The sequence below is a fragment of the Gaiella sp. genome, assembly GCF_057140465.1.
Genome location: NZ_DBNHWK010000025.1, coordinates 16,632 through 42,801, shown reverse-complemented (window position 1 = coordinate 42,801; position 26,170 = coordinate 16,632). Strand labels below are relative to the sequence as shown.

General features: G+C 72.5%; 26 protein-coding genes. 15 read left to right on the top strand and 11 right to left on the bottom strand.

What is annotated here, in order from left to right; genetic code table 11:
* Positions 1–257: 257 nt before the first annotated feature.
* The gene (locus AC162C_RS03565; protein WP_462973110.1) at positions 258–815 is read left to right on the top strand and encodes a thymidine kinase; all 558 of its coding nucleotides are present in this window, start codon (positions 258–260) and stop codon (positions 813–815) included.
* Here the strand turns inward: AC162C_RS03565 and AC162C_RS03560 are convergent.
* Genes AC162C_RS03560 through AC162C_RS03550 form a run of 3 tightly spaced genes read right to left on the bottom strand, consistent with a single transcriptional unit; the run spans position 812 to position 3,197 of the window.
* Positions 812–1,609: a metal ABC transporter permease gene (locus AC162C_RS03560; protein ID WP_484096339.1), complete on the bottom strand. Its 798-nt coding sequence runs from the start codon at positions 1,607–1,609 to the stop codon at positions 812–814. The genes AC162C_RS03565 and AC162C_RS03560 overlap by 4 nt on opposite strands.
* Positions 1,609–2,343, bottom strand: a complete 735-nt coding sequence (locus tag AC162C_RS03555) for a metal ABC transporter ATP-binding protein (RefSeq protein WP_484096338.1) — start codon at positions 2,341–2,343, stop codon at positions 1,609–1,611. Before AC162C_RS03555 ends, AC162C_RS03560 begins: the two co-directional genes overlap by 1 nt.
* Entirely contained in the window at positions 2,340–3,197 is an 858-nt protein-coding gene (locus AC162C_RS03550) for a metal ABC transporter substrate-binding protein (protein ID WP_484096337.1), read from the bottom strand. The genes AC162C_RS03555 and AC162C_RS03550 overlap by 4 nt, the downstream gene beginning before the upstream one ends.
* 43 nt (positions 3,198–3,240) lie before the next feature.
* Here AC162C_RS03550 and AC162C_RS03545 point away from each other — a divergent pair, with 43 nt between their 5' ends.
* The 6 genes from AC162C_RS03545 to AC162C_RS03520 all read left to right on the top strand — a co-directional run bounded on the left by AC162C_RS03545 (position 3,241) and on the right by AC162C_RS03520 (position 8,369).
* Positions 3,241–3,687, top strand: a complete 447-nt coding sequence (locus AC162C_RS03545; protein WP_484096336.1) for a Fur family transcriptional regulator — start codon at positions 3,241–3,243, stop codon at positions 3,685–3,687.
* A gap of 149 nt (positions 3,688–3,836) precedes the next feature.
* On the top strand, positions 3,837–5,255 hold the full coding sequence (locus tag AC162C_RS03540; protein WP_484096335.1) for a glycosyltransferase: 1,419 nt from the start codon (positions 3,837–3,839) through the stop codon (positions 5,253–5,255).
* Positions 5,256–5,275: 20 nt separating this feature from the next.
* The gene (locus AC162C_RS03535; RefSeq protein WP_484096334.1) at positions 5,276–5,836 is read left to right on the top strand and encodes a hypothetical protein; all 561 of its coding nucleotides are present in this window, start codon (positions 5,276–5,278) and stop codon (positions 5,834–5,836) included.
* 9 nt (positions 5,837–5,845) lie between these two features.
* Positions 5,846–5,983, top strand: coding sequence for a peroxiredoxin family protein (locus tag AC162C_RS03530; protein WP_484096333.1), 138 nt, complete (start codon positions 5,846–5,848; stop codon positions 5,981–5,983).
* Positions 5,984–6,409: an AhpC/TSA family protein gene (locus AC162C_RS03525; protein WP_484096348.1), complete on the top strand. Its 426-nt coding sequence runs from the start codon at positions 5,984–5,986 to the stop codon at positions 6,407–6,409. It abuts the gene before it with no gap.
* A gap of 13 nt (positions 6,410–6,422) precedes the next feature.
* Entirely contained in the window at positions 6,423–8,369 is a 1,947-nt protein-coding gene (locus AC162C_RS03520) for a hypothetical protein (protein WP_484096332.1), read from the top strand.
* Positions 8,370–8,426: 57 nt separating this feature from the next.
* On the opposite strand, the gene AC162C_RS03515 is transcribed toward AC162C_RS03520, so the two are convergent.
* The 3 genes from AC162C_RS03515 to AC162C_RS03505 are packed head-to-tail and all read right to left on the bottom strand — an operon-like array spanning position 8,427 to position 11,091.
* Positions 8,427–8,717, bottom strand: coding sequence for a metal-sensing transcriptional repressor (locus AC162C_RS03515; RefSeq protein ID WP_484096331.1), 291 nt, complete (start codon positions 8,715–8,717; stop codon positions 8,427–8,429).
* A complete protein-coding gene (locus tag AC162C_RS03510; RefSeq protein WP_484096330.1) occupies positions 8,714–10,891 on the bottom strand; it encodes a heavy metal translocating P-type ATPase in 2,178 nt (725 codons plus the stop codon). The genes AC162C_RS03515 and AC162C_RS03510 overlap by 4 nt, the downstream gene beginning before the upstream one ends.
* Entirely contained in the window at positions 10,891–11,091 is a 201-nt protein-coding gene (locus AC162C_RS03505) for a heavy-metal-associated domain-containing protein (protein WP_462973029.1), read from the bottom strand. Before AC162C_RS03505 ends, AC162C_RS03510 begins: the two co-directional genes overlap by 1 nt.
* 169 nt (positions 11,092–11,260) lie before the next feature.
* Between AC162C_RS03505 and AC162C_RS03500 the strand changes: the two genes are divergently transcribed.
* Entirely contained in the window at positions 11,261–12,385 is a 1,125-nt protein-coding gene (locus tag AC162C_RS03500) for a DUF3179 domain-containing protein (protein WP_484096329.1), read from the top strand.
* A 51-nt stretch (positions 12,386–12,436) separates the two neighbouring features.
* Here the strand turns inward: AC162C_RS03500 and glmS are convergent, their stop codons facing one another.
* The 4 genes from glmS to rplM form a co-directional block, all read right to left on the bottom strand.
* Positions 12,437–14,269, bottom strand: coding sequence for a glutamine--fructose-6-phosphate transaminase (isomerizing) (gene glmS, locus AC162C_RS03495; RefSeq protein WP_484096328.1), 1,833 nt, complete (start codon positions 14,267–14,269; stop codon positions 12,437–12,439).
* Positions 14,270–14,352: 83 nt separating this feature from the next.
* Complete coding sequence (locus tag AC162C_RS03490) at positions 14,353–15,615, bottom strand: phosphohexomutase domain-containing protein (protein WP_484096327.1); 1,263 nt, start codon at positions 15,613–15,615, stop codon at positions 14,353–14,355.
* 59 nt (positions 15,616–15,674) lie between these two features.
* Positions 15,675–16,070, bottom strand: a complete 396-nt coding sequence (rpsI, locus tag AC162C_RS03485; RefSeq protein WP_462973033.1) for a 30S ribosomal protein S9 — start codon at positions 16,068–16,070, stop codon at positions 15,675–15,677.
* A 23-nt stretch (positions 16,071–16,093) separates the two neighbouring features.
* Positions 16,094–16,537, bottom strand: coding sequence for a 50S ribosomal protein L13 (rplM, locus tag AC162C_RS03480; RefSeq protein WP_484096326.1), 444 nt, complete (start codon positions 16,535–16,537; stop codon positions 16,094–16,096).
* Positions 16,538–16,621: 84 nt separating this feature from the next.
* Here rplM and glgB point away from each other — a divergent pair, with 84 nt between their 5' ends.
* Together glgB and glgX are read left to right on the top strand one after the other, a co-directional pair.
* Complete coding sequence (gene glgB / locus AC162C_RS03475; RefSeq protein WP_484096325.1) at positions 16,622–18,805, top strand: 1,4-alpha-glucan branching protein GlgB; 2,184 nt, start codon at positions 16,622–16,624, stop codon at positions 18,803–18,805.
* Positions 18,802–20,943: a glycogen debranching protein GlgX gene (gene glgX / locus AC162C_RS03470; protein WP_484096324.1), complete on the top strand. Its 2,142-nt coding sequence runs from the start codon at positions 18,802–18,804 to the stop codon at positions 20,941–20,943. The genes glgB and glgX overlap by 4 nt, the downstream gene beginning before the upstream one ends.
* On the opposite strand, the gene AC162C_RS03465 is transcribed toward glgX, so the two are convergent.
* A complete protein-coding gene (locus tag AC162C_RS03465) occupies positions 20,940–21,458 on the bottom strand; it encodes a uracil-DNA glycosylase (RefSeq protein WP_484096323.1) in 519 nt (172 codons plus the stop codon). The genes glgX and AC162C_RS03465 overlap by 4 nt on opposite strands.
* Positions 21,459–21,589: 131 nt before the next feature.
* On the opposite strand from AC162C_RS03465, the gene AC162C_RS03460 reads away from it, so the two are divergent.
* From AC162C_RS03460 to AC162C_RS03440, 5 genes are read left to right on the top strand one after another with little or no spacing between them, the layout of a single operon-like run.
* Positions 21,590–22,240, top strand: coding sequence for a thiamine diphosphokinase (locus AC162C_RS03460; RefSeq protein ID WP_484096322.1), 651 nt, complete (start codon positions 21,590–21,592; stop codon positions 22,238–22,240).
* The gene (locus AC162C_RS03455; RefSeq protein ID WP_484096321.1) at positions 22,237–23,343 is read left to right on the top strand and encodes a thiamine ABC transporter substrate-binding protein; all 1,107 of its coding nucleotides are present in this window, start codon (positions 22,237–22,239) and stop codon (positions 23,341–23,343) included. Before AC162C_RS03460 ends, AC162C_RS03455 begins: the two co-directional genes overlap by 4 nt.
* Positions 23,319–24,920 (top strand): ABC transporter permease, encoded by a 1,602-nt coding sequence (locus AC162C_RS03450; protein WP_484096320.1) that lies wholly within the window; start codon positions 23,319–23,321, stop codon positions 24,918–24,920. Before AC162C_RS03455 ends, AC162C_RS03450 begins: the two co-directional genes overlap by 25 nt.
* A complete protein-coding gene (locus tag AC162C_RS03445; protein ID WP_462973041.1) occupies positions 24,908–25,876 on the top strand; it encodes an ABC transporter ATP-binding protein in 969 nt (322 codons plus the stop codon). The genes AC162C_RS03450 and AC162C_RS03445 overlap by 13 nt, the downstream gene beginning before the upstream one ends.
* Positions 25,873–26,139: an acylphosphatase gene (locus AC162C_RS03440; RefSeq protein WP_484096319.1), complete on the top strand. Its 267-nt coding sequence runs from the start codon at positions 25,873–25,875 to the stop codon at positions 26,137–26,139. The genes AC162C_RS03445 and AC162C_RS03440 overlap by 4 nt, the downstream gene beginning before the upstream one ends.
* The last annotated feature ends 31 nt before the right edge of the window (positions 26,140–26,170 follow it).

Sequence of the window (26,170 nt, the reverse complement as noted above, 5' to 3'; positions counted from 1 at the left end):
GCAGCGGCCCGATCGTCGGAACGGCCTTCCGGCGTAGGCCCTTCACGCCGCGCCACGGTGCGGGCCCGACGGCCGGGTTCACCGCGCGCGAGGGCACACGGCCGAGCCTCGGAGTTCACGGGCCGGGACGGGCACGGGCCACGCTCTCCACCGCCCGGCAGGCCTCGTGCGCTCCGGCCGATCCGCCTCGTAGGATGCCGCGCGTGATCCGTGTTCCTCCTCAGCGTGGCGGGTGGCTCGAGGTCGTCTGCGGGCCGATGTTCAGCGGGAAGAGCGAAGAGATGATCCGCCGCCTGCGTCGGGCCGAGATCGCCGGCCAGCGGGTGATCCTCTTCAAGCCTCGCATCGACGATCGGTACGACAACGCCGATGTCGTCAGCCACGCAGGCGTGCGGATGTCGGCGGTCCCCGTCGACGGCCACGCCGAGATCGCCGCCCGCGCCCGCGGGCACGAGGTCGTCGGCGTCGACGAGGTGCAGTTCTTCGACGAGCAGGTCGTCGCGGCGGCGCTCGCGCTCGCCGATCGTGGAGTGCGTGTGATCTGTGCCGGGCTCGATCAGGACTTCCGCCGTCGCCCCTTCGGCCCGATGCCCGAGCTGCTCGCGCGGGCCGAGTTCGTCGACAAGCTGCAGGCCGTCTGCCATCGCTGCGGGGGCCCGGCGACCACCACGCAGCGCCTCGTGGACGGCGTCCCGGCGCCGTACTCGGGAGACACGATCGTCGTCGGCGCCGCCGAGCAGTACGAGGCCCGCTGTCGCGACTGCCACGAGCCGGGTGTGGACGCCGCCGACGCCGTCGACGCCGTCGCCGCCTAACGACGGCGGACCGCAGCGGCGATCCCGCACACGGCGTACGCCGCGGCGGCGGTGAGCACGATCGTGCCGCCCGGCGCCAGGTCGGCGTAGTAGGCGACGGTGAGCCCGACGAGCGCCGACCCGAGTCCGATCGCCATCGCGAGGACGAGTGTCGAGCGGAGGCTCCACGCGATGCGTCCCGCCGCCGTGACCGGGAGCACCATCAGCGCGGCGACGAGGAGGAGGCCCACGACCTGCATCGAGATCGCGACCGTGAGCGCCGCGAGGACCGCGACGACGATGTTGAGAGCGTCGACCGGAACCCCTGCGACCCGGCTCCCTTCCTCGTCGACGACCGCGCCGACGAGGCCGCGGTAGAGGACGCCGATCGTCGCGAGCGAGGCGAGGCCGAGGGCGAGCACGACCCACAGATCCGACCAGGACACGGTGAGGATCGACCCGAAGAGGTACTGGAAGAGATTGACGTCGAGTGCGCCCGCACTGGACACGAGCACGACGCCGAGCGCGAGACCGACGTAGAACACGAGCGCGAGCGCCTGGTCACCGGCCGTCCGCGTGCGCGTGCGCAAGAGCTCGACCGCGATCGCGCCGACGACCGCGAAGGTGAGGGCGACGGCGACGGGAGCGACGTCGAACAGCACGCCGGCGGCCACCCCGGCGAACGCGACGTGACCGAGGCCGTCGCCCACGAGCGCCTGACGTCGCTCGACGAGGAAGAACCCCACGGCCGGGGCGACGACGCCGACGATCGCCCCGGCGGCGAACGCGAGCCGCATGAACTCGAGCCCGAGCATCAGTGCTCGTGGGAGTGGTCGTGGGACGGGTCGTGCCAGAGGGCCGGGAGGTCACCGGGCGGGCCGTCGAACACGACGCCTCCCCGGACGAGCACGAGACGCTCGACGACGTGCTCGACGGCGCCGAACTCGTGCGAGACGTAGAGGATCGTCACGCCGAGCTCCGCGCGAAGCTCCTCGAGGAGGCCGGCGAGCGACTCCTGTGACGCCACGTCAACACCCGTCGTCGGCTCGTCGAGCACCAGCAGCGTCGGCTCGCACGCCAGCGCCTTCGCGATGAAGGCACGCTGCCTCAGGCCGCCGGACAGCGTGTGCAGCGGCACGTCCGCCCGCTCCGTGAGCCCCATCCGCGCGATCGCCGCGTCGACCAGCTCGCGATCCGGCCGCCGGAGCGGCCCGACGAGGCCCGACGGCGCGAGACGGCCCGCGGAGACGAGCTCGCGGACCGTCACGGGGGCCTCTCCCCCCGCCGCTGCCCGCTGCGCGAGATACCCGATGCGGCGAGACCGGTCGCGCCTGCCGGCGGGCACGCCGAACACGTGGACGTTGCCGAACGACGGGCGCTCGAGCCCCAACACGAGTCGCAGCAGCGTCGTCTTGCCACCGCCGTTCGGCCCCGCGATCGCGACGAACTCCCCCTGCTCGACGTCGAGGTCGACGTCGGCGAGGACGGGAACGCCCGGCCGGTAGGCGAACGAGACCCGGTCGAACCGGATCACCGGTGCCCCGTTCACGCGCACCCCAGCGCGTCACGGAGCGCGCGCAGGTTCCCGCGCATCACGGAGAAGTAGTCGGCACCCCGCCCGAGCTCTCCCTCGCCGATCCCCTCGATCGGATCGAGGGACGCGACCTTCACGCCGGCCTCGCGGGCCACGGTCTCGGCGACGGTCGGCGAGACGAGCGGCTCGACGAAGACGGTGGTCGCCCCGAGGCGGCGCACGTCGTCGACCAGCGACGCGAGAGCACGCGCCGACGGCTCTGCCTCGGGCGTGAGCCCTGCGAGGGCCACCTGCTCGAGCCCGTAGGCCTCCGCCAGGTACCCGAAGGCGGCATGGCTCGTGACGATCTCCGATCGTCGGCACCGGCTGAGCCCGGTGCGGACGTCCCGGTCGAGCTGCTCGAGGCGGGCGGAGAGCCTGGCGCCGGCCGCCGGATCGCCGAGCTCGCCGGCGATGCGGCGGACCACCGACGCGTACCGGAGCGGGTCGAGCCACACGTGCGGGTCGACGCCCGACGGGCCCGAGATCGTCTCGACCTCCGTGAGGACGTCGAGCCCGTTCCCCAGCCGTGCGACCGCATCCTCCACCTGGGGCATGAAGCCCGACCCGACGTAGAGCACGACGTCGGCATCGTCGATCCGCTCGACGTCGCGCGGCGACAACTCGATGTCGTGCGGCTCGGCGCCCGACGGGGTGAGGTTCGTCACGTCGACGGCACGTCCGGCGACCTGCTCGGCCGCGTAGGCCAGCGGGTAGAAGGCGGCGACGACCTGCGTCCGCGCAGGGGCAGTCGCGTCGGTCGAGCCGCAGCCGGCCGCGACGCCCGCCAGTGCCGCCCCGATGCAGACGAGAACCGTTCTCGAAAACACCGCACGACCCTAGCATGTAATTGAGAACCGCTATCATCAGTATGTGGCGAGCGCGCCGGGGATCTGGGCCGATCATGCGCTCGAAGCGCTCGGCGCGGCCGGCTTCCGGAGCGGCGGTGCACGCCGCTCGGTCGTCGACCAGCTCGGCCGCAGAGCGTGCTGTCAGTCTGCGCAGGAGATACACGACGGCATCCGGGGGGACGGCGGACGGGCCGGCATCGCGAGCGTCTACCGGGCACTCGACACCCTCGCCGACCTGCAGCTGGTGCAGCGCATCGACCTCGGCGACGGCGTGGCTCGCTACGAGCCGATGCTGCCGAGCGGCGAGCACCACCATCACCTCGTGTGCGACGAGTGCGGCAGGGTCGAGCCCTTCACCGACGACGCGCTCGAGAGCGCGCTGGACGACGTCGCCGACCGACTCGGTGTCTCCCTCGACGCCCACGACGTCGTGCTCCACGGCTCCTGCGACGACTGCCGCGACGGCTGAGGACGCCACACCGTCCCGCCGCGACCGCTCTCCACCTCCGCCGGCCGCCACGTGGGCGGGCGGCCGCCGGATCGTCGCGTGCAGGAACCGCCGGACCCCGGGGGAAGTCCGACGGGTCGACCACGCCCGACCGACGCCGCGACCAACGTATGACGACGCCCCTTCACGACGACGCAGCCGAGGTCTCCTTCGCCACGGTTCACCCCGCCAGGCTCGAGCCGATCATCGGGTCGGATCGACTGCAGCGCCTCGAGCACGTCGCCGAGGAGATGCGTGCGCTGCTCGACGGGCGCGAGATCGTCAACGTCAACTCCACCGCGGCCGGCGGCGGGGTCGCGGAGATGCTCTACGCGATCCTCGGCTATGCCCGCGCCCTCGGGATCGGCACCCGCTGGCGCGTGATCGGAGGCGATCCCGAGTTCTTCGCCGTGACGAAGCGCGTCCACAACGGGCTCTACGGGGCCCCCGGAGACGGTGGGCCGCTGGGACGCACCGAGCGACTGGCATACGAGCGCACGATCGCGCGCAACGCCGGCCCCTTGCTCGAGAGCGTCGCCGCGACGGACGTGGTCGTGCTCCACGACCCGCAGACCGCGGGCCTGGCGCCGCTCCTGCGCGGACGCGTGGCGAAGGTCATCTGGCGCTGCCACGTCGGCTACGAGGGCGAGAGCGAGTGGAGCGACCGAGCCTGGGCGTTCATCCGCCCGTTCGTCGAGGCCGCCGACGCGTTCGTGTTCTCACGCCCCACGTTCGCGCCGCCGTGGATCGACCCGGAGCGACTGGCGATCGTGGCACCGTCGATCGACCCGTTCACCGCGAAGAACGAGGAGATCGCCGACGACATCGTCACGTCGACGATGACGGCCGTCGGGCTCGTCCGTCCGCCGCACGGCACGGCCCCGTGGGTCGGGCTGCCTCTCGAGACCGTCGACCTCGTCACCGAAGGGGAGCTCCCCGCGCTCGAGACCCCGCTCGTGACGCAGGTGTCGCGATGGGATCGCCTGAAGGACATGGAAGGCGTCCTCGAGGCCTTCGCCCACCATGTCGATCCGCGGCTGGGAGCGCATCTCGTGCTCGCCGGCCCCAGCGTGCGCGGCGTGACGGACGACCCCGAGGGCCCCGAGGTCTTCGCCGAGACGCACGCGGCCTGGGAGGCGCTCGACGGACGGCTCCGCCGCCGCGTGCACCTGGCGGCGATCGGCATGTCCGACCTGGCGGCGAATGCGCGCGTCGTCAACGCGCTCCAGCGCCACGCCAGCGTCGTCGTCCAGAAGAGCCTCGCCGAGGGCTTCGGGCTCACGGTCGCGGAGGCGATGTGGAAGCGCCGCCCGGTCGTCGCCTCGGCGGTCGGCGGGATCGTCGACCAGATCGCGGACGGGCGCGAGGGCCTGCTCGTCGGGCCGAACGACGTCGAAGCCGCCGGCGAGGCGATCGATCGGCTGCTCGCCGATCCCGCCCTGCGGACGACCCTGGGTGAGGCCGCCCGCGCGAAGGTCGTCGAGCGGTTCCTCGCCGACCGCCATCTCCACGAGTACGCACAGCTCCTGAAGACGCTCCTCGAGGAGTGACGTCGCGGTACGCTTGTGGCGTGCTCCCTCGACGCCGTCTGCTCTCGATCGTCGCGATCGTCGGGGTCGCTGCGATCCTCGCCGCGGGGTGCGGCGGGTCGGACGAGCCGGCGGCGTCTGCGACGGAGGAGTGGGCGGACGGGTTCTGCGGCGCGATCACGACGTGGACGGACACGATCTCCGCGACCGCCGACGACCTCGCCGACACGAGCGCGCTCTCCGTCGACTCGTTCACGTCGGCGCTCGAGGACGCGGTCGACGCCACGAAGGCCCTCGTCGACGACATCGAGGCCCTCGGGGCCCCCGACACCGAGTCCGCGGACGAGGCGGCACAGGCGATCGACGACGCTGCCACGGCGCTCTCCGACGACATCGACGAGCTCGAGCAGGGCCTCGAGAACGCCGGCGGCGGGCTCGCCGGGCTGCTCGGGCAGGTGTCCACGATCACGGCCACGCTCTCGTCGATGTCGACGACGATCTCGGGCCTGTTCTCGACGCTCGAGCAGATCGACACGAGCGCGGAGCTCCAGGACGCCTTCGAGAACGCCGAGGCGTGCCAGCCGATCGTCGGCACGTCCTGACGCGGCGCCATGGCCGGCGCCGAGCGAGCACGCCCAGGTCTTCCCGCCCCCACGCTCGAGCTTCCGTCCCTCGAGGGTGAGATCGTCCGCCTCTCCGAGCTCCGGGGGCGACCCGTCCTCGTCAGCTTCCTCCGGCACGCGGGCTGACTGATCTGCCGGGCGCACCTCGTGAAGGTGCAGGATCGGCGAGAGCGGATCGAGCGGGCAGGCGCGTCCGTGCTCTTCGTGGCGTTCGACGAGCCCGAGCTGCTCCGGCGCTCGCTGCTCGTCGACCTCGACCTCGTCTTCCCGATGCTCGTCGACCGTGACCGGGCCGCCTACCGGGCCTGGGGCCTCCGGCGCGCTTCCGTCGCCGGTGTGTGGCTCGACCCGCGCGTCTGGTGGCGATACGCGTCTCTCCTGGCGGGCGGCGAGCGCCTCCGGCGCTTCGGCACGGACACCCTCCAGCTCGGAGGGGACTTCGTCGTCGACCCGGAGGGCGTGATCACCTGGGCGCGACCGCAGCAGCGTGACGATCGGCCGCCCGTGGGGACGCTGGTGCGGGCGCTCGAGGCGTCGTCCGGCGTCGTCTGACAGACTCGACGGGATGCGACGGCTGCGCAGGCGACAGGGCCGCCGGGCAGCGCGGCTGGCGGTACTCGTCGCGTGTCTCCTCGCCGCCTGGTCGGGGTCGGCCCTCGCCGGCCCGGAGGACGAGCTCGCCGAGCGCTACGCGCCGGAGGTGCGCCTCGTCGAGCAGACCGAGGACTGCGGGGACGGCGAGCCGTACTGGCCGACGGACATCGACCTGATCCTCCCGAACGAGGAGGTGGCGCTCCGGGGGCCGTGGGATCGGACGAACGTCGTGCAGGTCGGGCCGAGCGCCGCGGACCTCGGCGGAGGGAAGGTCGGATACCACCTCGACTTCCCCGGGAACGCGCTCGACCCCGGCTGCACGTACGAGGAGTGGTCGAAACGGATCACGGCCGGGACCGACCCCACGACGTATGCGCGGGTCGTCACCGAGCCGGGGAAGCCGGGGAAGCTCGCGCTCCAGTACTGGTTCTTCTACGTCTTCAACGACTTCAACAACAAGCACGAGGGCGACTGGGAGATGATCCAGCTCGTCTTCGATGCGAACGACGCGGCGGAGGCGCTGGAGACGGAGCCCACGGAGGTCGGGTACAGCCAGCACGAGGGTGCCGAGCGCGCCGCGTGGGGAGACGAGAAGCTCACCCTCGTCGACGGCACGCACCCCGTCGTCTATCCGGCGGAGGGATCGCACGCCAACCACTTCAAGGAGGCGCTGTTCCTCGGACGGAGCGGCGCGGAGGGGGTCGGCTGCGACGACACGGAGGGCCCGTCCACCGCGATCCGCCCCGCCGTCGCGGTGGTGCCGACGGATCCGGACGCATACCTCGAGTCCTACCCGTGGCTCGGCTTCGAGGGACGCTGGGGCGAGATGCAGCCGGCGTTCTACAACGGCCCGACGGGGCCGAACACGAAGACGCAGTGGGTCGCCCCGATCAGCTGGTCGGAGGAGAGCTGGCGCGACGAGGCGTTCGCCGTTCCCGGCTCGACCTCGCTCATGGGAACGACGGCCACCGAGTTCTTCTGCACCGCCGTCGCCGCGGGCTCCGACATGTTGACGCGCATGACGCAGAACCCATGGCCGACGGTGATCGCACTCGGCATTCTCGCAGTCGTCCTCCTCTGGGCGGGATCGCGCACCGAGTGGCGCCCGTCGCCGCCGCTCCGGATCGCCCACCGCCGGCGATGGGGCGAGGTCGTCACCGCGACTTGGGCGATGTACCGTCGCCACTTCCTGCTCTTCGTGCGCATCGGCGTCGTGTTCCTGCCGCTCGCCGTCGTCGTCGCCGCGATCCAGTACGTCCTCTTCCGCATCGGCACGTTCGAGGCGCTCGCCGACCGGGCCGGCGAGTCGAATCCCGCCGTCGCGATCCTCGCGTTCACCCTCGGCCTCGTGTTCACCTTCATCGGGCTGACGCTCGTCCAGGCCGCGGTCGCCCACGTGATGCGCGAGATCGACGCAGGGAGACCCGGCTCCGCGCTCGACGCCTACCGGCAGGCGTTCACGCACCTCCGGGCGCTCGCCGGGGGGCTGCTGTTCATGGTCGTCGTGCTCACGATCCTCAACCTGACGCTGGTGGGGATTCCGATCGCGACGTGGCTGCTCGTCCGGTGGTCGCTCCTCGCCCAGGTGATCCACCTCGAGGACCGTCCGGCCCGGGACGCGCTCCGACGCAGCGCGGGTCTCGTCACCGGCAACTGGTGGAAGGTCGCCTCGATCACGGTCTTCGTCACCGGCACCGCCGTCATCGTGGGGCCGTTCCTCGGGGCCCTCATGCTGCTCGTCTCGTCCGCGTCGTTCGACGTCGTCAACCTCGTCGCCGGCCTCGTCTACACGATCACGCTGCCGCTCGCCTCGATCGCGACGACGTACGTCTACTGCGACCTGCGCGTGCGCGACGAGCAGCGAACGACGACGACGCACACGGCGCCGGCGCTCCCCGCCGAGACGACGCTCGCCTGAGCCTCGGGGATCTGCGCCACTCGGCTCGCAGGCGTCCGACCGGCGTCGAACGGCGGACTAGCGCGTCTTCATGAACCGTTGCACCGTCGCCAGGAGCTCGCTCGTCTTCTCCTCCGCCGCCCGCTCGTCCCCCGATGCGATCGCATCGGAGACGCAGTGCGTGACGTGGTCTTCGAGCAGCCGCGCGCCGACCTGGTCGAGAGCGGTTCGCACCGCCGCGATCTGCGTGAGGATGTCGATGCAGTAGCGGTCGTCGGCGACCATGCGCTCGAGACCCCGGACCTGTCCCTCGATCCGCCTCAGACGCCTGATCAGGGCGTCCTTCTCGTCCGCGTACCCGTGTGTCACCCGACCTCCCTGAGGCTCTGGAAGCGCCGCAGGCGCAGACTGTTGGTGACGACGAAGACGCTCGAGAACGCCATCGCCGCCGCCGCCACCATCGGATTGAGCAGGCCCGCGACGGCCAGCGGGATCGCGGCGACGTTGTAGGCGAAGGCCCAGAAGAGGTTCCCCTTGATCGTCCGGAGCGTCCGCCGGGAGAGGCGGATCGCGTCCGCGGCCGCCCGGAGGTCGCCCGAGACCAGCGTCAGGTCGCTCGCCTCGATCGCGACGTCGGTACCGGTCCCGATCGCGAGACCGAGGTCGGACCGGGCGAGCGCAGGGGCATCGTTGACGCCGTCGCCGACCATCGCCACGACGTCGCCCCCGTCCTGCAGCCGCTGTACGACCGCCGTCTTCTCGTCCGGCAGGACGTTCGCGATCACCTCGTCGATACCCACCTCCGCCGCCACCGCGGTCGCCGTCCGCTCGTTGTCGCCGGTCAGGAGGACCGGTGTGAGGCCGAGCGCGGCGAGCTCGCGGATCGCCTCGGGTGACGTGCTCTTGACCCGGTCGGCCACGACGACGAGACCGGCGACCGACCCGTCGATCGCCACCGCGACCACGCTCCGCCCCAACCGCTCCGCCTCCTGGAGCGCGGCCGCGAGGTCGGGCGGCAGCGAGAGACCCCGCTCGGTGAGCATCGAGGGCTTCCCGAGCACCAGTCCGCTGCCCTCGACGACGGCCTCGACGCCGAGCCCGGATCGACTCGTGAAGCTCTCCACGCGCGGGAGCGGGCCGACGGCGCCCGCGGCGTGCGACGCGATCGCAGCCGCGATCGGGTGCTCGCTGGCGTGCTCCGCGGCGCCGACGAGGCGGAGGAAGCGCTCGGGGTCGACGCCGGCGACGGGGACGACGTCGGTCACCCAGAACCGTCCCTCGGTGACGGTGCCGGTCTTGTCGAGCACGATCGTCGTCACGCGCCGCGTCTGCTCGAGGATCTCGGGGCCCTTGATGAGGATGCCGAGCTGCGCCCCGCGCCCCGTGCCGACCATGAGGGCGGTCGGGGTAGCGAGACCGAGGGCGCACGGGCACGCGATGATCAGCACCGCGACGGCGGCGGTGAACGCCTCCGACACGCTCCCGCCGGCGACGAGCCAGCCGGCCAGGGTCGCCAGCGAGACGACGAGCACCGTCGGCACGAAGACGGCCGACACACGGTCGACGAGCCGCTGGATCGGCGCCTTCCCCGCCTGCGCCTCCGCGACGAGCCGCGCGATCTGCGCGAGGGCCGTGTCCGCTCCGACACGTGTCGCCCTGACCAGCAGCCGCCCCGACGCGTTGACCGTGGCCCCGGCGACCTCGTCCCCGACGACGACCTCCACCGGGACGGGCTCACCGGTGAGCATCGACTGGTCGACAGCCGAGAAGCCCTCGATCACGACCCCGTCCGTGGCGATCTTCTCCCCCGGTCGGACGACGAACACGTCGCCGACCACGAGCTCGGCGATCGGCATACGGAGCTCCACGCCGTCGCGCAGCACGACCGCGTCCTTCGCCCCCAGCGCGAGGAGCGACCGGATCGCCTCACCGGAGCGCCGGCGCGCGCGGAGCTCGAGGTAGCGGCCGACCAGGATCAGCGTCGTGATCACCGCGCCCACCTCGAAGTAGCTGTGGGCATCGATGCCGCCGACGAGCACGACCGCCGACCACGTCCACGCCGCGAGGGTGCCGACCGAGATCAGCGTGTCCATCGTCGCGGCGCCGTGACGCGCGTTCGCGAGCGCTGCCGTGTGGAAGCCGAGCCCCGCCCAGAAGACGACGGGAGTCGAGAGAGCGAGCGCGACCCACTCCCAGCCGTCGAACTGCAGCGGCGGCACCATCGCGAGGAGCACGAGCGGAGCGGTCAGCGCCGCAGCGACGAGAAGTCGAGAGCGGACAGCGCGGACGGGATCTGCGTCGTCCGCTCCGTCGTCCGGGAGCGCGGCGTGGTACCCGGCTCCCTCGACCGCCCGCAGCAGGTCGTCGACGCCGATCACACCGGGGTCGTACGCGACGCTTGCAGCCTCCGTCGCGTAGTTGACGGTCGCCTCGACGCCGTCGAGGCGGTTCAGCTTGCGCTCGATCCGCGTCGCGCAGGTGGCGCACGTCATGCCGTCGATGTCGAGCCGAACCCGCTCGCGCGCGTGCGTCGACGTCGCCATCAGGCGACCTCGTATCCGGCCTCGTCGATCGCGGCCCTGATCGCCGCGTCGTCGAGCTCCTCCCCCGCCACCGTCACCTGCTTCGTCTCGAGGTCGACCGTGACGGCGGTCACTCCCTCGACCGCAGAGACCTCGTCGACGACCGCGCGCTCGCAGTGTGCGCAGTGCATCTCCGGGACGGTGTACGTGCGTTGGCCCATGCTCGGCTCCTTATACCCCCTTAGGGTATCAAGCGGGAGGGGGCGAGTCAACGACGGCTTCCGCTGCCCCGAGACGGCTGCGTACCCTGTGGTGTGCGAGGCGGGCTCGACCTCGAGACGACCGACGCCGCCGCCCTGCCCGCCCCGAGTCGACGAGCGGCGTCACGCCATGAGCCGAAGACGCATCCTCCTCGTCACCACCGCGACAACCGCCCTCGTCGCACTCGCGGTGGCGCTCGTCGTCGCGTACGACAGCGGGGGCGACGGCGGTGAGGTCGTCGGGGACGCCGTCGTCGACGACGAGCTCCAGGCGAAGATCGACGAGATCAACCGGACCGCCCCGTCTGCCGGGCTCGGCGAGGCGGCGCCTCCGCCTCCGGACTCGCTGACGTCCGGGTGGACGACGGACTTCTCGAAGCATTCGGTGCCGCTCGAGGAGATCCGGTCCGGCGGCCCGCCGAAGGACGGTATCCCCGCGATCGACGAGCCCGCGTTCGAGACCGCCCTCGATGTCGACTGGCTGCGCGACCCCGAGCCCGTGATCGCCGTCACGGTCGACGGCGTCACCCGCGGCTACCCGATTCAGGTCCTCATGTGGCACGAGATCGTCAACGACGTGGTCCAGGGACGACCGATCGCCGTTACCTTCTGCCCGCTCTGCAACACGGCGATCGTCTTCGATCGGCGGCTCGAGGGAGCGGTGCTGGACTTCGGCACCACCGGGAACCTCCGGAACTCCGACCTCGTGATGTACGACCGGCAGACCGAGTCGTGGTGGCAGCAGTTCTCCGGCGAGGCGATCGTCGGCGAGCACACGGGCAAGAGACTCGACCAGCTCGCAGCGCGCATCGTGCCGTGGAGCGCCTTCCGGACGGCACACCCCGAGAGCGAGGTCCTCTCCCGCGACACGGGCGTCGCCCGTGACTACGGACGCAATCCGTACGTCGGATACGACGACGTCGACAGCCCGCCGTTCTTCCCGGCGGCCGGCGACGACGACCGCCTCGCTCCCAAGGAGCGCGTCGTCTACGTCGAGGTCGGCGACGACGCGATCGCAGTCCCGTTCGAGGCGCTCGCGACGACGCCCACGATCACCGCCACCGTGGGCGGCGAGGACGTCGTCGTCCGCTGGGCGGGCGGGGTCGCCTCGGCGCTCGACGGCGGGACGGTCGCCGACGGTCGCGACGTCGGCTCGGCGACGGTCACCGTCGCCGGTGAGCCCGTGCCGTTCCACGAGCCCTTCTGGTTCGCGGTCGCGGCGTTCCGTCCCGACGTCCGCATCGTCCGGCGCTGAGCGGAGGCGCCGTCGACGCGACGACGTCGCGGGCCCAGCGGCGGCCGCCGACTACTCGACCGTGACCGTCTTCGCGAGGTTGCGCGGCTGGTCGACGTTGAGGCCGCGAAGGCGGGCGATCCGGTACGCGAGCAGCTGGAGCGGCACGACGGCGAGCACGGCGGAGAGGAACGCCGGCGCCTTGGGGACGAAGATCACGTCGTCCGCGTGGTGCTGGATGTCCTCGTTGCCGTCCGAGGCGATCGCGATCACGTGCGCCCCGCGGGCCCGCACCTCCTGGATGTTCGAGACGAGCTTCTCGTAGACCCGCTCCATGCGCGTCGCGACGACGACGACCGGGGTCGACTCGTCGAGCAGCGCGATCGGCCCGTGCTTCATCTCCCCCGCCGAGTACGCCTCGGTCGGGATGTACGAGAGCTCCTTGAGCTTGAGCGCCCCTTCGAGCGCCACCGGCAGGCCGATGTTGCGGCCGAGGTAGAGGAAGAACGGACGGTCGTGGAAGCGGCGGGCGATGTCGTCGATCGGGTGGTCGCCGTCGAGGAAGCGCTGCAGCTTCGCCGGCAGGTCGTAGACGGCGTTGACGATGTACTCGATCTCCCCGGCGGGGAGCGTCTCCCGCACCTGCGCCATCTTCAGCGCGATCAGGAAGAAGAGCGACAGCTGGGCGGTGAACGTCTTCGACGCGGCGACGGCCATCTCCAGCCCACACCGCGTGTAGAGCACGGAGTCGACCTCGCGCGTGATCTGGGAGCCCATCATGTTCGTGATCGCGACCGTGTGTGCGCCCATCTCCCGGGCGAGCTTCATCGCCGCGAGCGTGTCGCGCGTCTCCCCGGACTGCGAGATGCCGATCACGAGGGTGTCCTCGTCGAGCACCGGGTTGCGGTAGATCCACTCCGACGCGATGTCGTGCTCGACCGGAATGCGCGCCCACTCCTCGATCGCGTACCGGGCGGCGACGCCCGCGTGGTAGGCGGTGCCGGCGGCGAGGACGACGATGCGTCGCAGCTCGCGGACGTCGTCCTCGGTCATGCCGAGGCCTTCGAGCACCAGCCGGCCGTGCCGGACACGATCGCCGATCGTCTCGGCGATCGCCTCGGGCTGCTCGTGGATCTCCTTGAGCATGAACGTCTCGTACCCCCCCTTCTCGGCGCCCTCGTCGTCCCAGTCGAGCTCGACGACCTCGTGCTCGACGGCCGAGCCGTCGTCGGCGCGGACGAAGCGGCTCCCGTCGGCGGTGATCGCGACCACGTCGCCGTCGTCCGGGAACTGCACGCGATTCGTCTCCCGCAGGAACGCTGCCGCGTTCGACGCGAGGTACATCTCGCCGTCCCCGATGCCGACGACGAGCGGCGTCTGCAGCCGGGCCCCGACGAGCAGCCCCGGGTGGTCGCGATGGACGACGACGAACGTGAAGTGGCCCTCCATCTCCCGGTACGCGGCACGCACGGCGTCGAGGAGATCGCCGTCGTAGTGCCGCTCGACCAGGTGTGCCACCGTCTCCGCGTCGGTCTCGGACGAGAAGACGTGCCCTTCGTCCTGGAGGCTCTCGATCAGCTCCCGGTAGTTCTCGACGATCCCGTTCAGGACGATCGACAGCGCGCCGTCGTCGCAACCCGTCAACGGATGGGCGTTGTCCTCCGTGACCCCCCCGTGAGTCGCCCAGCGCGTGTGCCCGACGCCCGTCGTGGCAGCGGACGCGATGTCACCCGCGATGCGCTTCAGGTTCTGGAGGTTGCCGAGGGCCCGGTAGTACGAGAGCCCGTCGCCCTCGAGGAGCGCGATCCCCGCCGAGTCGTATCCGCGGTACTCGAGCCGCTCCAGGCCGTGGAGGAGGAGCGGCTTGCACTCGCGGGGCCCGACGTAGCCGATGATTCCGCACACGTGTCGCTGCTCCCTCGTCGCTCGCCTCGCCTACCGCCCGACCCGGAAGAATGCTCTGACCCTGCACCCGTCGGCGCCCGGTGTCAACCCAGCTCCTGCCTGACGAGTGCGGCGATGCTAGCACAGAGGTTTGCAGCGGTTTCCTGGCTCTCGGCCTCCGCGAGCACGCGGACGACGGGCTCCGTCCCGGAGGGGCGAACGAGCACACGGCCGGTCGTCCCGAGCTCCGCGTCGAGCCGCGCGACCTCCGCCTCGACGACGGCGGACGGCCAGGGGCGGGACACCGCCACGTTCTCCTTGGCCTGCGGATAGCGCGACATCGCCGCCACCGCCTCCGACAGCGGACGGCCCGCGAGCGCGCGGCAGAGGAGCACCGCAGCGACGAGGCCGTCCCCGGTGACGTGCCCGTCGAGCCAGATCAGGTGTCCCGACTGCTCGCCGCCGAGCACGCCGCCCGTGGCCCGCAGGGAGTCGAGCACGTACCGGTCCCCGACCGGCGTGACGTCGACCGCGATGCCGTGCTCGGCCATCAGCCGGTGGAACCCGAGGTTCGTCATCACCGTGACGGCGACCCGCTCGACCCGGTGCGCGAGAGCGAGCACGGCGAGGATCTGGTCGCCGTCGACCGGCTCGCCCCGCTCGTCGACCGCGAGCATGCGGTCGCCGTCACCGTCGAACGCGACGCCGAGCTGGAACGCACCGTCGCGGACGGTTCGGGCGAGCAGCCCGAGGTCCGTCGCCCCGCAGCCGACGTTGATGTTCGACCCGTCCGGGCGATCCGCGACCGCGACGACGTCGGCGCCGAGGTCGCGGAGAACGGCCGGGCCGATCCGGGAGAAGGCACCGTTCGCGCAGTCGACGGCGATGCGGAGGCCGGAGAGGTCGGCGCCGAAGCGCTCGCGCACGATCGCGCCGTAGGCGGCGTCGAGGCCCTCGACCGCCTCCGTGCCCCCCGTCCCCGTGCCCGGTGCGTCGAGGAGCGACTCGATCTCCACCTCGTCCGCGTCGGTGAGCTTGTGCCCGCCCGGGCCGAAGACCTTGACGCCGTTGTACTCGGGCGGGTTGTGCGACGCGGACAGGACGACACCGAGCCCCTCCGCGAGCAGCGCGACCGCGGGAGTGGGGAGCACGCCCCCGAGCAGCGCCGTCCCGCCGGCATCGGCGATCCCGCGCGCGAGCGCCGCCTCGAGCTCGGGCCCCGAGCCGCGGGTGTCGCGCCCGACGAGCACACGGCCGCCGCCGGACCACAGCGTCGCCGCCCGGCCGAGACGCTCGACGAGGTCGGGCGTCAGCGTCGCCCCGACGACACCTCGCACCCCGTCGGTTCCGAAGTAGCGTCGTGTCATGTCGTCGTCTCCGGTGTGGGCCGGAGGAGGCCGGCGAGGAATCCGAGCCGGGCCGCTGCTCAGCGCTTGCTGAACTGCGGCGCCTTGCGCGCCTTGTGCAGCCCGGCCTTCTTGCGCTCGACCTTCCGCGCGTCTCGCGTGAGGTAGCCCTCGCGCTTCAGCGACACACGGAGCTCCGGGTCGGCCTCGACGAGCGCACGGGCGATGCCGTGGCGGACTGCGCCCGCCTGACCAGAGGGGCCGCCCCCGTGGACGCGGACGCGGAGGTCGTACGTCCCGGCGGCACCCGCGGTCTCGAGCGGCGCGAGCACGAGCGCGCGATGCGCTGCGCGTGGGAAGTACTCCTCGAGCGTGCGCCCGTTGACCCACGTGGCGCCGTCACCCGGACGGAGGATCACACGGGCGACCGAGGTCTTGCGCTTGCCGGTACCGAGGTACTGGGCGATCTCTGCCATCACTCCCAGGGGCCGGCCGCGGCCTACCCCTCACTCCTTTCCATGTGAAGCGGCTTCGGCTGCTGCGCGGCATGAGGGTGCTCGGGCCCGGCGTAGACCTTGAGCTTGCGCAGCTGGGCCGAGGCGAGCTTGTTCTTGGGGAGCATGCCCTTCACCGCCTTGCGGACGACCTCCGTCGGCCGGCGCTCGAGCTGCTCGCGCAGCGTGCGCTCCTTGAGCCCACCGGGGTAGCCGGTGTGCCAGCGCACCTTCTTCTGGTCGAGCTTGTTCCCCGTGACGTGCACCTTCTCGGCGTTCACGACGACGACGAAGTCGCCGGTGTCGACGTGCGGGGTGTAGATGGGCTTCCCCTTCCCACGCAGCGTGTCGGCGATGCGCGTGGCGAGCCGCCCGAGCGTCTGCCCCTCGGCGTCGACGACGTACCAGTCGCGCTGGACGTCCCCCGGCTTGGCGGTCATGGTCTTCATTCGCAGAAAGAGACGACGGCCCGACGACCGCCGGAGGACGATGGTAGCAGCCGCCCGCAGACCACGCCTCTAGCATCCTCGCAGGTGTTGCTCCGCAACGAGATCGCGCTGCTGGTCGAGCGCGCCCACCCCGATCCGCACCGCGTGCTCGGTGCGCACGCCGGACGTGGCGGCGTGATCGTGCGCGCCTACCGCCCCGAAGCGACCGGCGTCCGCGTGATCCGACCCGGCACGGAACCGGTCCGGCTGCGCCGGGTGCACGCCGACGGCGTCTTCGCGGGAACGCTGCGCGCGGCGTCGCTGCCCCTCCGCTACGAGCTCGAGACGACCTGGCGCGACGGCTCGGTGACGGTCGAGGCAGACCCGTACGCCTTCCTCCCCCTCCTCGGAGAGCTCGATCTCCACCTCCTCCGTGAGGGGCGACACGAGCGGCTGCAGACCGTGCTCGGCGCGCACCGCCGCGTCGTCGACGGCGTCGACGGCGTGGGGTTCGCCGTGTGGGCGCCGTCTGCCCTGAGCGTCAGCGTCGTCGGCGACTGGAACGCCTGGGACGGGCGCCGGCACCCGATGCGGAACCTCGGGGACGCGGGGGTCTGGGAGCTCTTCGTCCCCGGCGTCGCCGACGGGGCACGCTACAAGTTCGACGTCCGCGGAGGAGACGGTGTCGTGCGCCTGCGCGCCGATCCCGTCGCGACAGCCGCCGAGCACCCTCCCGCCACGGCCTCGGTCGTCGCCGGCGACCACCACGAGTGGCGCGACCACGACTGGCTCGAGCGCCGCGCGGCGACGAGCCCCTGGGCCGAGCCGCTCTCGATCTACGAGGTCCACCTGGGGTCGTGGCGGCGGAACCCGCTCGAGGACAACCGCCCGCTCACCTATCGCGAGCTCGCCGACGAGCTCCCCGCGTACGTCGAGGATCTCGGCTTCACACACGTCGAGCTGCTGCCCGTGATGGAGCACCCGTTCGGCGGGTCCTGGGGCTACCAGGTGACCGGCTACTTCGCCCCGACCGCACGGCACGGGACGCCGGACGACTTCCGGGCGCTCGTCGACGCGTTCCACGCCCGCGGCATCGGGGTGATCCTCGACTGGGTGCCGGCCCACTTCCCGAGCGACGAGTTCGCCCTCGCCCGCTTCGACGGGACGGCGCTCTACGAGCACGAGGATCCGCGGCTCGGACGACATCCCGACTGGGACACGCTGATCTTCAACTACGGGCGCACCGAGGTCCGCAACTTCCTGCTCGCGAGTGCCCTCACCTGGCTCGAGGGGTTCCATGCGGACGGCCTCCGCGTCGACGCCGTCGCCTCGATGCTCTACCGCGACTACTCGCGGCAGGAAGGCGAGTGGGTGCCCAACGTCCACGGCGGGCGCGAGAACCTGGAGGCGGTGTCGTTCCTGCGGGAGCTGAACGCCGTCGCCCACCGGCGCGCGCCGGGGGCGATCATCGCGGCCGAGGAGTCGACGGCGTGGCCGGGCGTCTCCCGCCCGACCGAGCAGGGCGGACTCGGGTTCGGCTTCAAGTGGAACATGGGCTGGATGCACGACACGCTCGGCTACCTCACGCGGGACCCCGTCCACCGGCGCCACCACCACGACGAGCTCACGTTCAGCCTCGTGTACGCCTTCTCCGAGCACTTCGTGCTGCCGCTCTCGCACGACGAGGTCGTCCACGGGAAGGGGTCGCTGCTGCAGAAGATGCCGGGCGACCGCTGGCAGCAGCTCGCGACGCTGCGCGCGCTCTACGCGTACATGTGGGCGCACCCGGGCAAGCAGCTGCTGTTCATGGGCGGCGAGCTGGCGCAGGCGCGCGAATGGGATCACGACGGGTCGGTCGACTGGCACCTGCGCGACGACCCGGCGCACGAGGGGGTGCAGGCGCTCGTCCGCGACCTCAACCACGCCTACCGGGCAGAGCCGGCGCTCTGGCGACACGACGCCGAGCCGGAGGGGTTCCGGTGGGTCGCCGTCGACGACCGCGACGCGAACACGATCGTCTTCTCCCGCCACGCGGGCGACCCGGGGCGGGAGCTCGTCTGCGCGTGCAACTTCTCGCCGGTGCCGCGCTCCAGGTACCGGATCGGCCTCTCACGTCCGGGCCGCTGGAGGGAGCGGCTGAACACGGACGCCGCCCGGTACGGGGGCTCGGGGATCGGCAACGCCGGTGTCGTGGAGGCCGTCGCGGAGCCGTCCCACGGCCTCCCCTGCTCGGCCGAGGTGACCCTGCCGCCGCTCGGAGTCGTGTGGCTCACGATGGAGGGCGGATGAGGACGCGGCCGGGGCGCCCGTTCCCGCTCGGGCCGAGCTGGGACGGGGAGGGCACGAACTTCTCGCTCTTCTCGGAGCACGCGGCGCGAGTGGAGCTCTGCCTGTTCGACGGGTCCGACGGCGAGACGCGCATCGAGCTGGTCGAGCGCACCGCACACACCTGGCACGTGTACGTGCCGCACGTCGGCCCCGGGCAGCGCTACGGCTACCGCGTGTACGGGCCCTACGACCCGGCGACCGGCGACCGCTTCAACCCGGCGAAGCTCCTCGTCGACCCGTACGCGAGGGCGATCGAGGGGCCGGTCCGCTACGGGGCCGCCGAGACGCACGGGTATCCGGCCGGCGGCGACCCCGACGGCGCGCCGGACACGACCGACGACGCCCCCGCGATCCCCAAGTGCGTGGTCATCGACGAGTCGTTCGACTGGGAGGGCGACGCGCGTCCGGACACGCCGTGGACCGACACGGTGATCTACGAGGCGCACGTGAAGGGCTTCACGATGCGCCATCCCGGTGTGCGGGAGGATCTCCGCGGGACGTACGCGGGGCTCGCGTCCGACGCCGCGATCGCACACCTCCTCGACCTCGGCGTGACCGCGGTCGAACTGCTCCCCGTGCACCACATCGCCGACGAGCCGTTCCTCGGCGGGCGCGGGCTCACGAACTACTGGGGGTACTCGACGCTCGGGTTCCTGGCGCCCCACGCCGGCTACGCCGCCACCGGGAGCCACGGCGAGCAGGTGCGCGAGTTCAAGGGGATGGTGAAGGCACTGCACCGCGCAGGCATCGAGGTGATCCTCGACGTCGTCTACAACCACACGAGCGAGGGCGACCACCGCGGGCCGACGCTCTCCTGGCGCGGCATCGACAACCGCTCCTACTACCGCCTCGACCCCGACGACCCGCGGCGCTACCTCGACTTCACGGGGACCGGGAACAGCCTCAACCCCGTCCACCCGAGCGTGCTGCGGCTGATCGCGGACTCGCTCCGGTACTTCGCGATCGAGTGCCATGTCGACGGCTTCCGCTTCGACCTCGCCGCCGCGCTCGCCAGGGAGCTGTACGAGGTCGACAAGCTGTCGTCGTTCTTCGACGTGATCCACCAGGACCCCGTGCTGTCGCAGCTGAAGTTGATCGCCGAGCCCTGGGACCTCGGGCCCGGCGGCTACCAGGTGGGCAACTTCCCGGTGTTGTGGGCCGAGTGGAACGGTCGCTACCGCGACGCGGTGCGCGACCTCTGGCGGGGCCACGGACGGCTCGGCGAGCTCGCGGCGCGCTTCACGGGATCGAGCGACCTCTACGAGTCCGGCGGGCGCTCGCCGTGGGCGTCGGTGAACTTCGTCACCTGCCACGACGGGTTCACGCTGGCCGACCTCGTCTCCTACGAGCACAAGCGGAACGTGGCGAACGGCGAGGAGAACCGTGACGGCACCGACGACAACCGCTCGTGGAACTGCGGCGTCGAGGGCCAGACCGACGACGCCGACGTCCTCCGGCTGCGTGTGCGGCAGCAGCGGAACCTGCTCGCCACGCTCCTCCTCTCCCAGGGCGTGCCCATGCTGCTCGCCGGTGACGAGCTGGGACGCACCCAGCACGGCAACAACAACGCGTGGTGCCAGGACAACGAGCTCTCGTGGCTCGACTGGGAGCTCGACGAGGAGATGGAGCGGCTGCTCGCCTTCACCCGCCGGCTGATCGCCCTCCGGCGCGCACATCCGGTGCTGCGGCGCGCCCACTTCTTCGAAGGGCATCCGGTCAACGGATCCGGGCTCCCGGACGTGGCGTGGTTCAGGCCGGACGGGGAGCCGATGCGCGACGGCGACTGGGACGCGGACGGGGGCCCGCTCGGCGTCTTCCTCAACGGGAGCGAGATCCCCGCCCGCGCGGCGACCGGCGAGCCGGTCGTCGACGACTCGTTCCTCGTGCTCGTGAACGCGGGCGCGGAGCCCGTCGAGTTCACGCTCCCCGCGCACCTCGGGCCGAGCTGGACGCTCGAGCTCTCCACCGCCGATCCCGAGGAGGCGGTGCCGAGCGCGCATCACGGCGGCGACCGCCTCGCGCTCGTTGCGTGGTCGCTCGTCCTGCTCCGCCGGGAGGAGCGCCGGCGCCCGGAACGCAGAGACGAGCCGGGCGCCTAGAGGCGGAGAGCGGCGAGCCCCTCCCTGAACGCCGCCGCGCCGCCGCGCGCCGGATGGCGCACGGACGGCGCGTCGAGGGCGTCGGCGGCGACGCGACCCACCGCGACGACCCGTCGGCCCCGTGACAGCGCCCTCGCGAACGGCACGCCTCCCGCGACCTCGACCGCGGTCGGCCGACGGTTCGAGCGGGCCGTTCCCGGATGCGTCGGCACGACGTTCCAGAGGAGCACGTGCCCGGCGAGGCCGAGCTCCTCCAGCACGCGGTGCACGATCGTGGCGGTCGCCTCGGCCGGCCCGGTGCCGGTGAGCTGGCGCTCGGAGGTGAACGGGATCCCCGAGACCCGCGCACCGCGGTAGCCCGGCGCCTCACCGACGAGCACGAGCCGCGCCTCCTCGTGCGTCGTCAGGTACCCCGCGAGGCGTCCACACAGGAGCTCGGCCCGCGGCCCCTCGCCGTACTGGTTGAAGGTGTCCCCGATCCGCGTGGCGGCGAGCCGCTCGACGAACGCACGCATGCGACGAGTCTGCCTGCCGGCGCTAGAATGAGCCGAGCGAAACGGGGAGCTCGGGTGACCGGGCTGAGAGGGCGGCTTAGGCGCCGCCGACCCGAGAACCTGACCTGGGTAATGCCAGCGGAGGGAGGCGCGTGCAGGATCCCGAGATCGTCGTCGTCGCAGCCGGTGAAGGCCCCGACGTGTCGGCGCTGCTCCCCACCGGCGCGACCGTGATCGCGGCCGACGGAGGCGTCGAGCGAGCACACGCGCTCGGGCTCGACGTCGCGCTCGTCGTCGGAGACCTCGACTCGGCGAGCGTCGACGCGGTGCAGGCGGCCGAGCGCCTCGGTGCAGTCGTCCACCGGCACCCGGCCGACAAGGACGCGACCGACCTCGAGCTCGCGCTCGACGAGGCCGTCCACCGCGGCGGGGGACGCCTGACCGTCATCGCGAGCGCCGGGGGGCGGCTCGACCACCTGCTCTCCTCGCTCCTCCTCCTCGGCGCGGAGCGCTACGCAGCGCTGGAGATCGACGCGTTCGTCGGCCCGTCCCGCGTCCACGTGATCCGCGGGACGCGGACGATCGCCGGAACGCCCGGCGAGCTCGTCACGCTGCTCGCGCTCCACGGCCCGGCCGAGGGCGTCACCACGGAAGGGCTGGCGTACGCGCTGCGCGGGGAGCGGCTCGAGCCGGGCTCGGGCCGCGGGGTGTCGAACGTCCTCACGGCGGCGAGCGCGACGATCGCCGTCGAGCGTGGAGTCCTCCTCGTCGTGCGACCGGCCACCGATGGAGCGCCTGCATGACCGGAGGCCGCGACGGAGCCCGGTCCCGCGCGCGGGGGCCCGCGGGCCGCCGGCGCGTGCGCCTGTGGGCGCTGGCCCTCGCAGGGGTCGTCGCGCTCGCGGTCGCTGCCGGATGCGGAGAGGGCGACGAGGCGACCCCGAGCGAGGTCGTGCTCGTGACACACGACTCGTTCGCGATCTCGGCAGCGGTGAAGGACGCGTTCGAGCGGGAGAGCGGGCTGACGCTCCGGGTCCTGCAGGGCGGCGACGCCAACGAGACCGTCAACCGCGCCCTCCTCACGGCTGGCGACCCGCAGGGCGACGTGCTCTTCGGCGTCGACGACAACCTCCTGTCGCGCGCGCTCGCCGGCGAGCTCTTCGACGAGTACGCGTCGCCCGAGGTCGGGGCCGTGGCCGAGGGGTTCGAGCCTTCCGACGAGCGCGTGACGCCGATCGATCACGGCGAGGTGTGCCTGAACGTCGACCGCGGCTGGTTCACCGCCCGTGACGTCCCGCCTCCGACGTCGCTGGACGACCTCGTCGACCCTCGCTACCGCGGACTGCTCGTCGTCGAGAATGCCGCGACCTCGAGCCCGGGGCTGGCGTTCCTCTTCTCGACGATCGACCGCTACGGCGATCCGGGGTGGGAGGACTACTGGAGGGAGCTGCGCGCGAACGACGTGCTCGTGGTCGACGGCTGGGAGGAGGCGTACACGCAGCAGTTCTCCGGTGCCGCCGGCAGCCCCGGCAAGCGCCCGATCGTCGTCTCGTACGCGACGAGCCCGGCCGCCGAGGTGATCTTCGCCGGCCAGCCCCTCGACGAGTCGCCGACCGCCGCCGTCGAGGACGGCTGCTTCCGACAGGTCGAGTACGCCGGCGTGCTCCGCGGCGCACGCAATCCCGAGGGTGCGAGGACGCTGATCGACTTCATGCTCTCGGAGCGGTTCCAGGCGGACGTGCCCGGGTCGATGTTCGTCTACCCGGTGCGCGCCGACGTCCCCCTCCCCGCGGAGTTCGAGCGGCACGCGATCGTTCCCGCGGCTCCCGCCTCGTTCCCGCCCGACGTGATCGCGGCCAACCGTGACGGTTGGATCGACCGGTGGACGGAGATCGTGTTGCGCTGAGCCGACGCGTCGAGCGCCTCGCTCTCGCGCTCGTCCCGCTCGGCTTCCTCGCGGTGTTCTTCGCGTGGCCGCTCGCGGCGATCCTCGAGCGCAGCCTCGTCAGCGACGGCCGGCTCGACCTCCCGTTCGACGTGCTCGTCCGCCGCTCGACGCTCGAGGTGGCCTGGTTCACGCTCTGGCAGGCGACGGCGTCGACGGCGCTCGCCGTGGTCGCGGGGCTCCCTCTCGCCTGGGCGCTGGCACGGTTCGACTTCCGCGGGCGGCGACTCGTGGCCGCACTCGTGCTCGTCCCGTTCGTCCTCCCCACCGTCGTCGTCGCGACGGCGTTCGTGGCGCTGCTGCCCGACGCCGTCGAGCGCTCGGTGTGGGCGATCCTCCTCGCCCACGTCTTCTTCAACGTCGCCGTCGTCGTCCGGCTCGTCGGGTCGTTCTGGGAGCGCCTGGACGAGCGCACGTGGGATGCGGCCGCGACCCTCGGGGCGGGGCCGGCGAGGCGCTTCCGCTCGCTCACCCTGCCCGCGCTCGCACCGGCGCTCGCGGCGGCCGCATCGATCGTCTTCCTCTTCTGCTTCACGTCGTTCGGGGTCGTCCTCATCCTCGGCGGCCCTCGCTACGCGACGTTGGAGACCGAGATCTACAACCAGGCTGCACGGGCGTTCGACCTTCGCACCGCCGCGGCGCTCGCGCTGCTCCAGCTCGTCGCCGTCGCCGTCGTCGTCGCCGTCGCGGGCCGGCTCGAGCGCCGCGTCGGCGGACCGCAGCGGATCCGCGGGGCGCACGCGCGCCGTCCGTCCGGGCGTGAGCGAGCATGGGTGGCGCTCGCCGTCGGCGGCTCGCTCGCGCTGCTCGCCCTCCCGCCGGCGATGCTCGTCGAGCGATCGCTCTCGGTTCCCGGCGGGCACGGGCTCGACCACTACCGGAGGCTCGCCGAGGAGACGCCCGCGCTGCTCGTCGCCCCGTGGCACGCGATCGCGAACTCCCTGCTCTTCGCGGCGCTGGCGGCGGCGATCGCCCTCGCCGTCGGCATCCCGTCGGCCGTGCTCGCCGTGCGTGCCGCCGGCGGGCCGCTCGACACGCTCGTCATGCTCCCGCTCGGCGCGTCCGCGGCGATGCTCGGGTTCGGGTTCCTGCTCGCGTTCGCCGACCCTCCGCTCGCGCTCCGCGGCTCGGCGTGGCTCGTTCCGATCGCACAGGCCCTCGTCGCGACGCCGTTCGTCGTGCGGACGCTCTCGCCCGCGCTGCGGTCGGTCGACCCCCGGCTCCGCGAGGCGGCCGCCGTCCTCGGTGCCACGCCGGCCCGCGTGCGACGCGAGATCGACGTCCCGCTCGCCGCCCGCGCCCTCGCCGTCGCGGCCGGCCTCGCCTTCGCGATCGCGCTCGGCGAGTTCGGCGCGACCGTCTTCATCGCGCGGGCGGAGTGGCCGACGCTGCCGGTGGCGATCTTCCGCTTCCTCGGCCGGCCCGGTGCCGAGAACGTCGGTCAGGCGATGGCGCTGTGCGTCGTCCTGATGGGGCTGACGGCGATCGGCGCGCTCGCCGCCGACCGGCTCGTCGGACGTGGGCGGTGGCGCTCGTGATCCGCGTCGAGGCGGTCGGCGTGCAGCTCGGCGGGCAACAGGTGCTCGAGGACGTCTCGATCGAGGCCGCCGACGCGGAGACACTGGCGCTGCTCGGGCCGAGCGGCTCGGGGAAGTCGACCCTGCTCCGTGTCGTCGCCGGGCTCCAGCGACCCGAGGTGGGGCGCGTCGTCCTCGACGGCGTCGACGTCACCCGCCGGCCCGCCCACCGACGCGGTGTCGGCCTCGTGTTCCAGGACGCCGTGCTGTTCCCCCATCGCACGGTCGGGGAGAACGTCGGCTTCGGCCTCCGGGTCGCCGGCCGCGCCCGCGAGGACGAGCGTCGGCGGGTGTCGGAGATGCTCGAGCTCGTGGGGCTGGCCGGATCCGAGCACCGCGAGATCGGAACGCTCTCGGGCGGCGAGGCGCAGCGGGTCGCGCTCGCGCGCGCACTCGCCCCGGCGCCGCGCGTGCTCCTGCTCGACGAGCCCCTCGCCGCGCTCGACGGCCCCCTGCGCGACCGTCTCCGCGACGACCTGCGCGACCTCTTCGGCACGCTCGGCGTGACCGTCGTGCACGTCACGCACGACGTCGGCGAGGCGTTCGCGCTCGGTCAGCGCGTCGCCGTGCTCCGCGGCGGCCGGATCGCCCAGATCGCGACGCCCGAGACGCTGTGGCGGGCGCCCGCCGACGAGTGGGTGGCACGCTTCCTCGGGATGCGCAACGTCGTCGACGTGAACGGCGACCGCAGCGTGGTTCGCGCCGAGGCCGTGCGCCTCGTCTCCGGCGACGACGCGGCGGTCGTCGAGGTCGAGCGTCGAGGCCCGCTGATGGTCGTCACCGTCGTCCGGGACGACGGCAGCCGTCTCGAGGCGGCGACGACTGCGCTCACTGCCCCTCGACCCGGCGACCGCGTCGGCATCGAGATCGACCCCGCCGGCATCGTCCCGGTGGCGAGGGACGCGTCGGCCCCGTGAAGCGCCGCAGGGTCGTCGTCCGCGGCCTCGTCCAGGGGGTGTGGTTCCGCGACTCCACGCTCCGTCTCGCCCAGCGGCACCGTGTCGCCGGCTGGGTCCGGAACCGTGCGGACGGCACGGTCGAGGCCGTGTTCGAGGGCGACCCCGGCGCCGTCGAGCGCCTCGTCGACTTCTGCCGCGTCGGGCCTCCGGACGCGCGCGTGGACGCGGTCGAGACGACGGAGGAGGAGCCCGAGGGGCTTCGCGGGTTCGACGTGCGCTGAGCGCGCGGACGACCTGGCCGACGGCCCGCGG

Excerpts from the sequence above, each read along its gene's own strand:
- AC162C_RS03490 (WP_484096327.1), bottom strand. The coding sequence starts at position 15,615 with ATGACACGACGCTACTTCGGAACCGACGGGGTGCGAGGTGTCGTCGGG.
- AC162C_RS03510 (WP_484096330.1), bottom strand. The coding sequence starts at position 10,891 with ATGGCGACGTCGACGCACGCGCGCGAGCGGGTTCGGCTCGACATCGAC.
- AC162C_RS03560 (WP_484096339.1), bottom strand. The coding sequence starts at position 1,609 with ATGCTCGGGCTCGAGTTCATGCGGCTCGCGTTCGCCGCCGGGGCGATC.
- AC162C_RS03565 (WP_462973110.1), top strand. The coding sequence starts at position 258 with ATGTTCAGCGGGAAGAGCGAAGAGATGATCCGCCGCCTGCGTCGGGCC.
- AC162C_RS03465 (WP_484096323.1), bottom strand. The coding sequence starts at position 21,458 with ATGCGTGCGTTCGTCGAGCGGCTCGCCGCCACGCGGATCGGGGACACC.
- AC162C_RS03530 (WP_484096333.1), top strand. The coding sequence starts at position 5,846 with ATGGCCGGCGCCGAGCGAGCACGCCCAGGTCTTCCCGCCCCCACGCTC.
- AC162C_RS03500 (WP_484096329.1), top strand. The coding sequence starts at position 11,261 with ATGAGCCGAAGACGCATCCTCCTCGTCACCACCGCGACAACCGCCCTC.
- AC162C_RS03540 (WP_484096335.1), top strand. The coding sequence starts at position 3,837 with ATGACGACGCCCCTTCACGACGACGCAGCCGAGGTCTCCTTCGCCACG.
- AC162C_RS03505 (WP_462973029.1), bottom strand. The coding sequence starts at position 11,091 with ATGGGCCAACGCACGTACACCGTCCCGGAGATGCACTGCGCACACTGC.
- rpsI (WP_462973033.1), bottom strand. The coding sequence starts at position 16,070 with ATGGCAGAGATCGCCCAGTACCTCGGTACCGGCAAGCGCAAGACCTCG.
- rplM (WP_484096326.1), bottom strand. The coding sequence starts at position 16,537 with ATGAAGACCATGACCGCCAAGCCGGGGGACGTCCAGCGCGACTGGTAC.
- AC162C_RS03455 (WP_484096321.1), top strand. The coding sequence starts at position 22,237 with ATGACCGGAGGCCGCGACGGAGCCCGGTCCCGCGCGCGGGGGCCCGCG.
- glgX (WP_484096324.1), top strand. The coding sequence starts at position 18,802 with ATGAGGACGCGGCCGGGGCGCCCGTTCCCGCTCGGGCCGAGCTGGGAC.
- AC162C_RS03520 (WP_484096332.1), top strand. The coding sequence starts at position 6,423 with ATGCGACGGCTGCGCAGGCGACAGGGCCGCCGGGCAGCGCGGCTGGCG.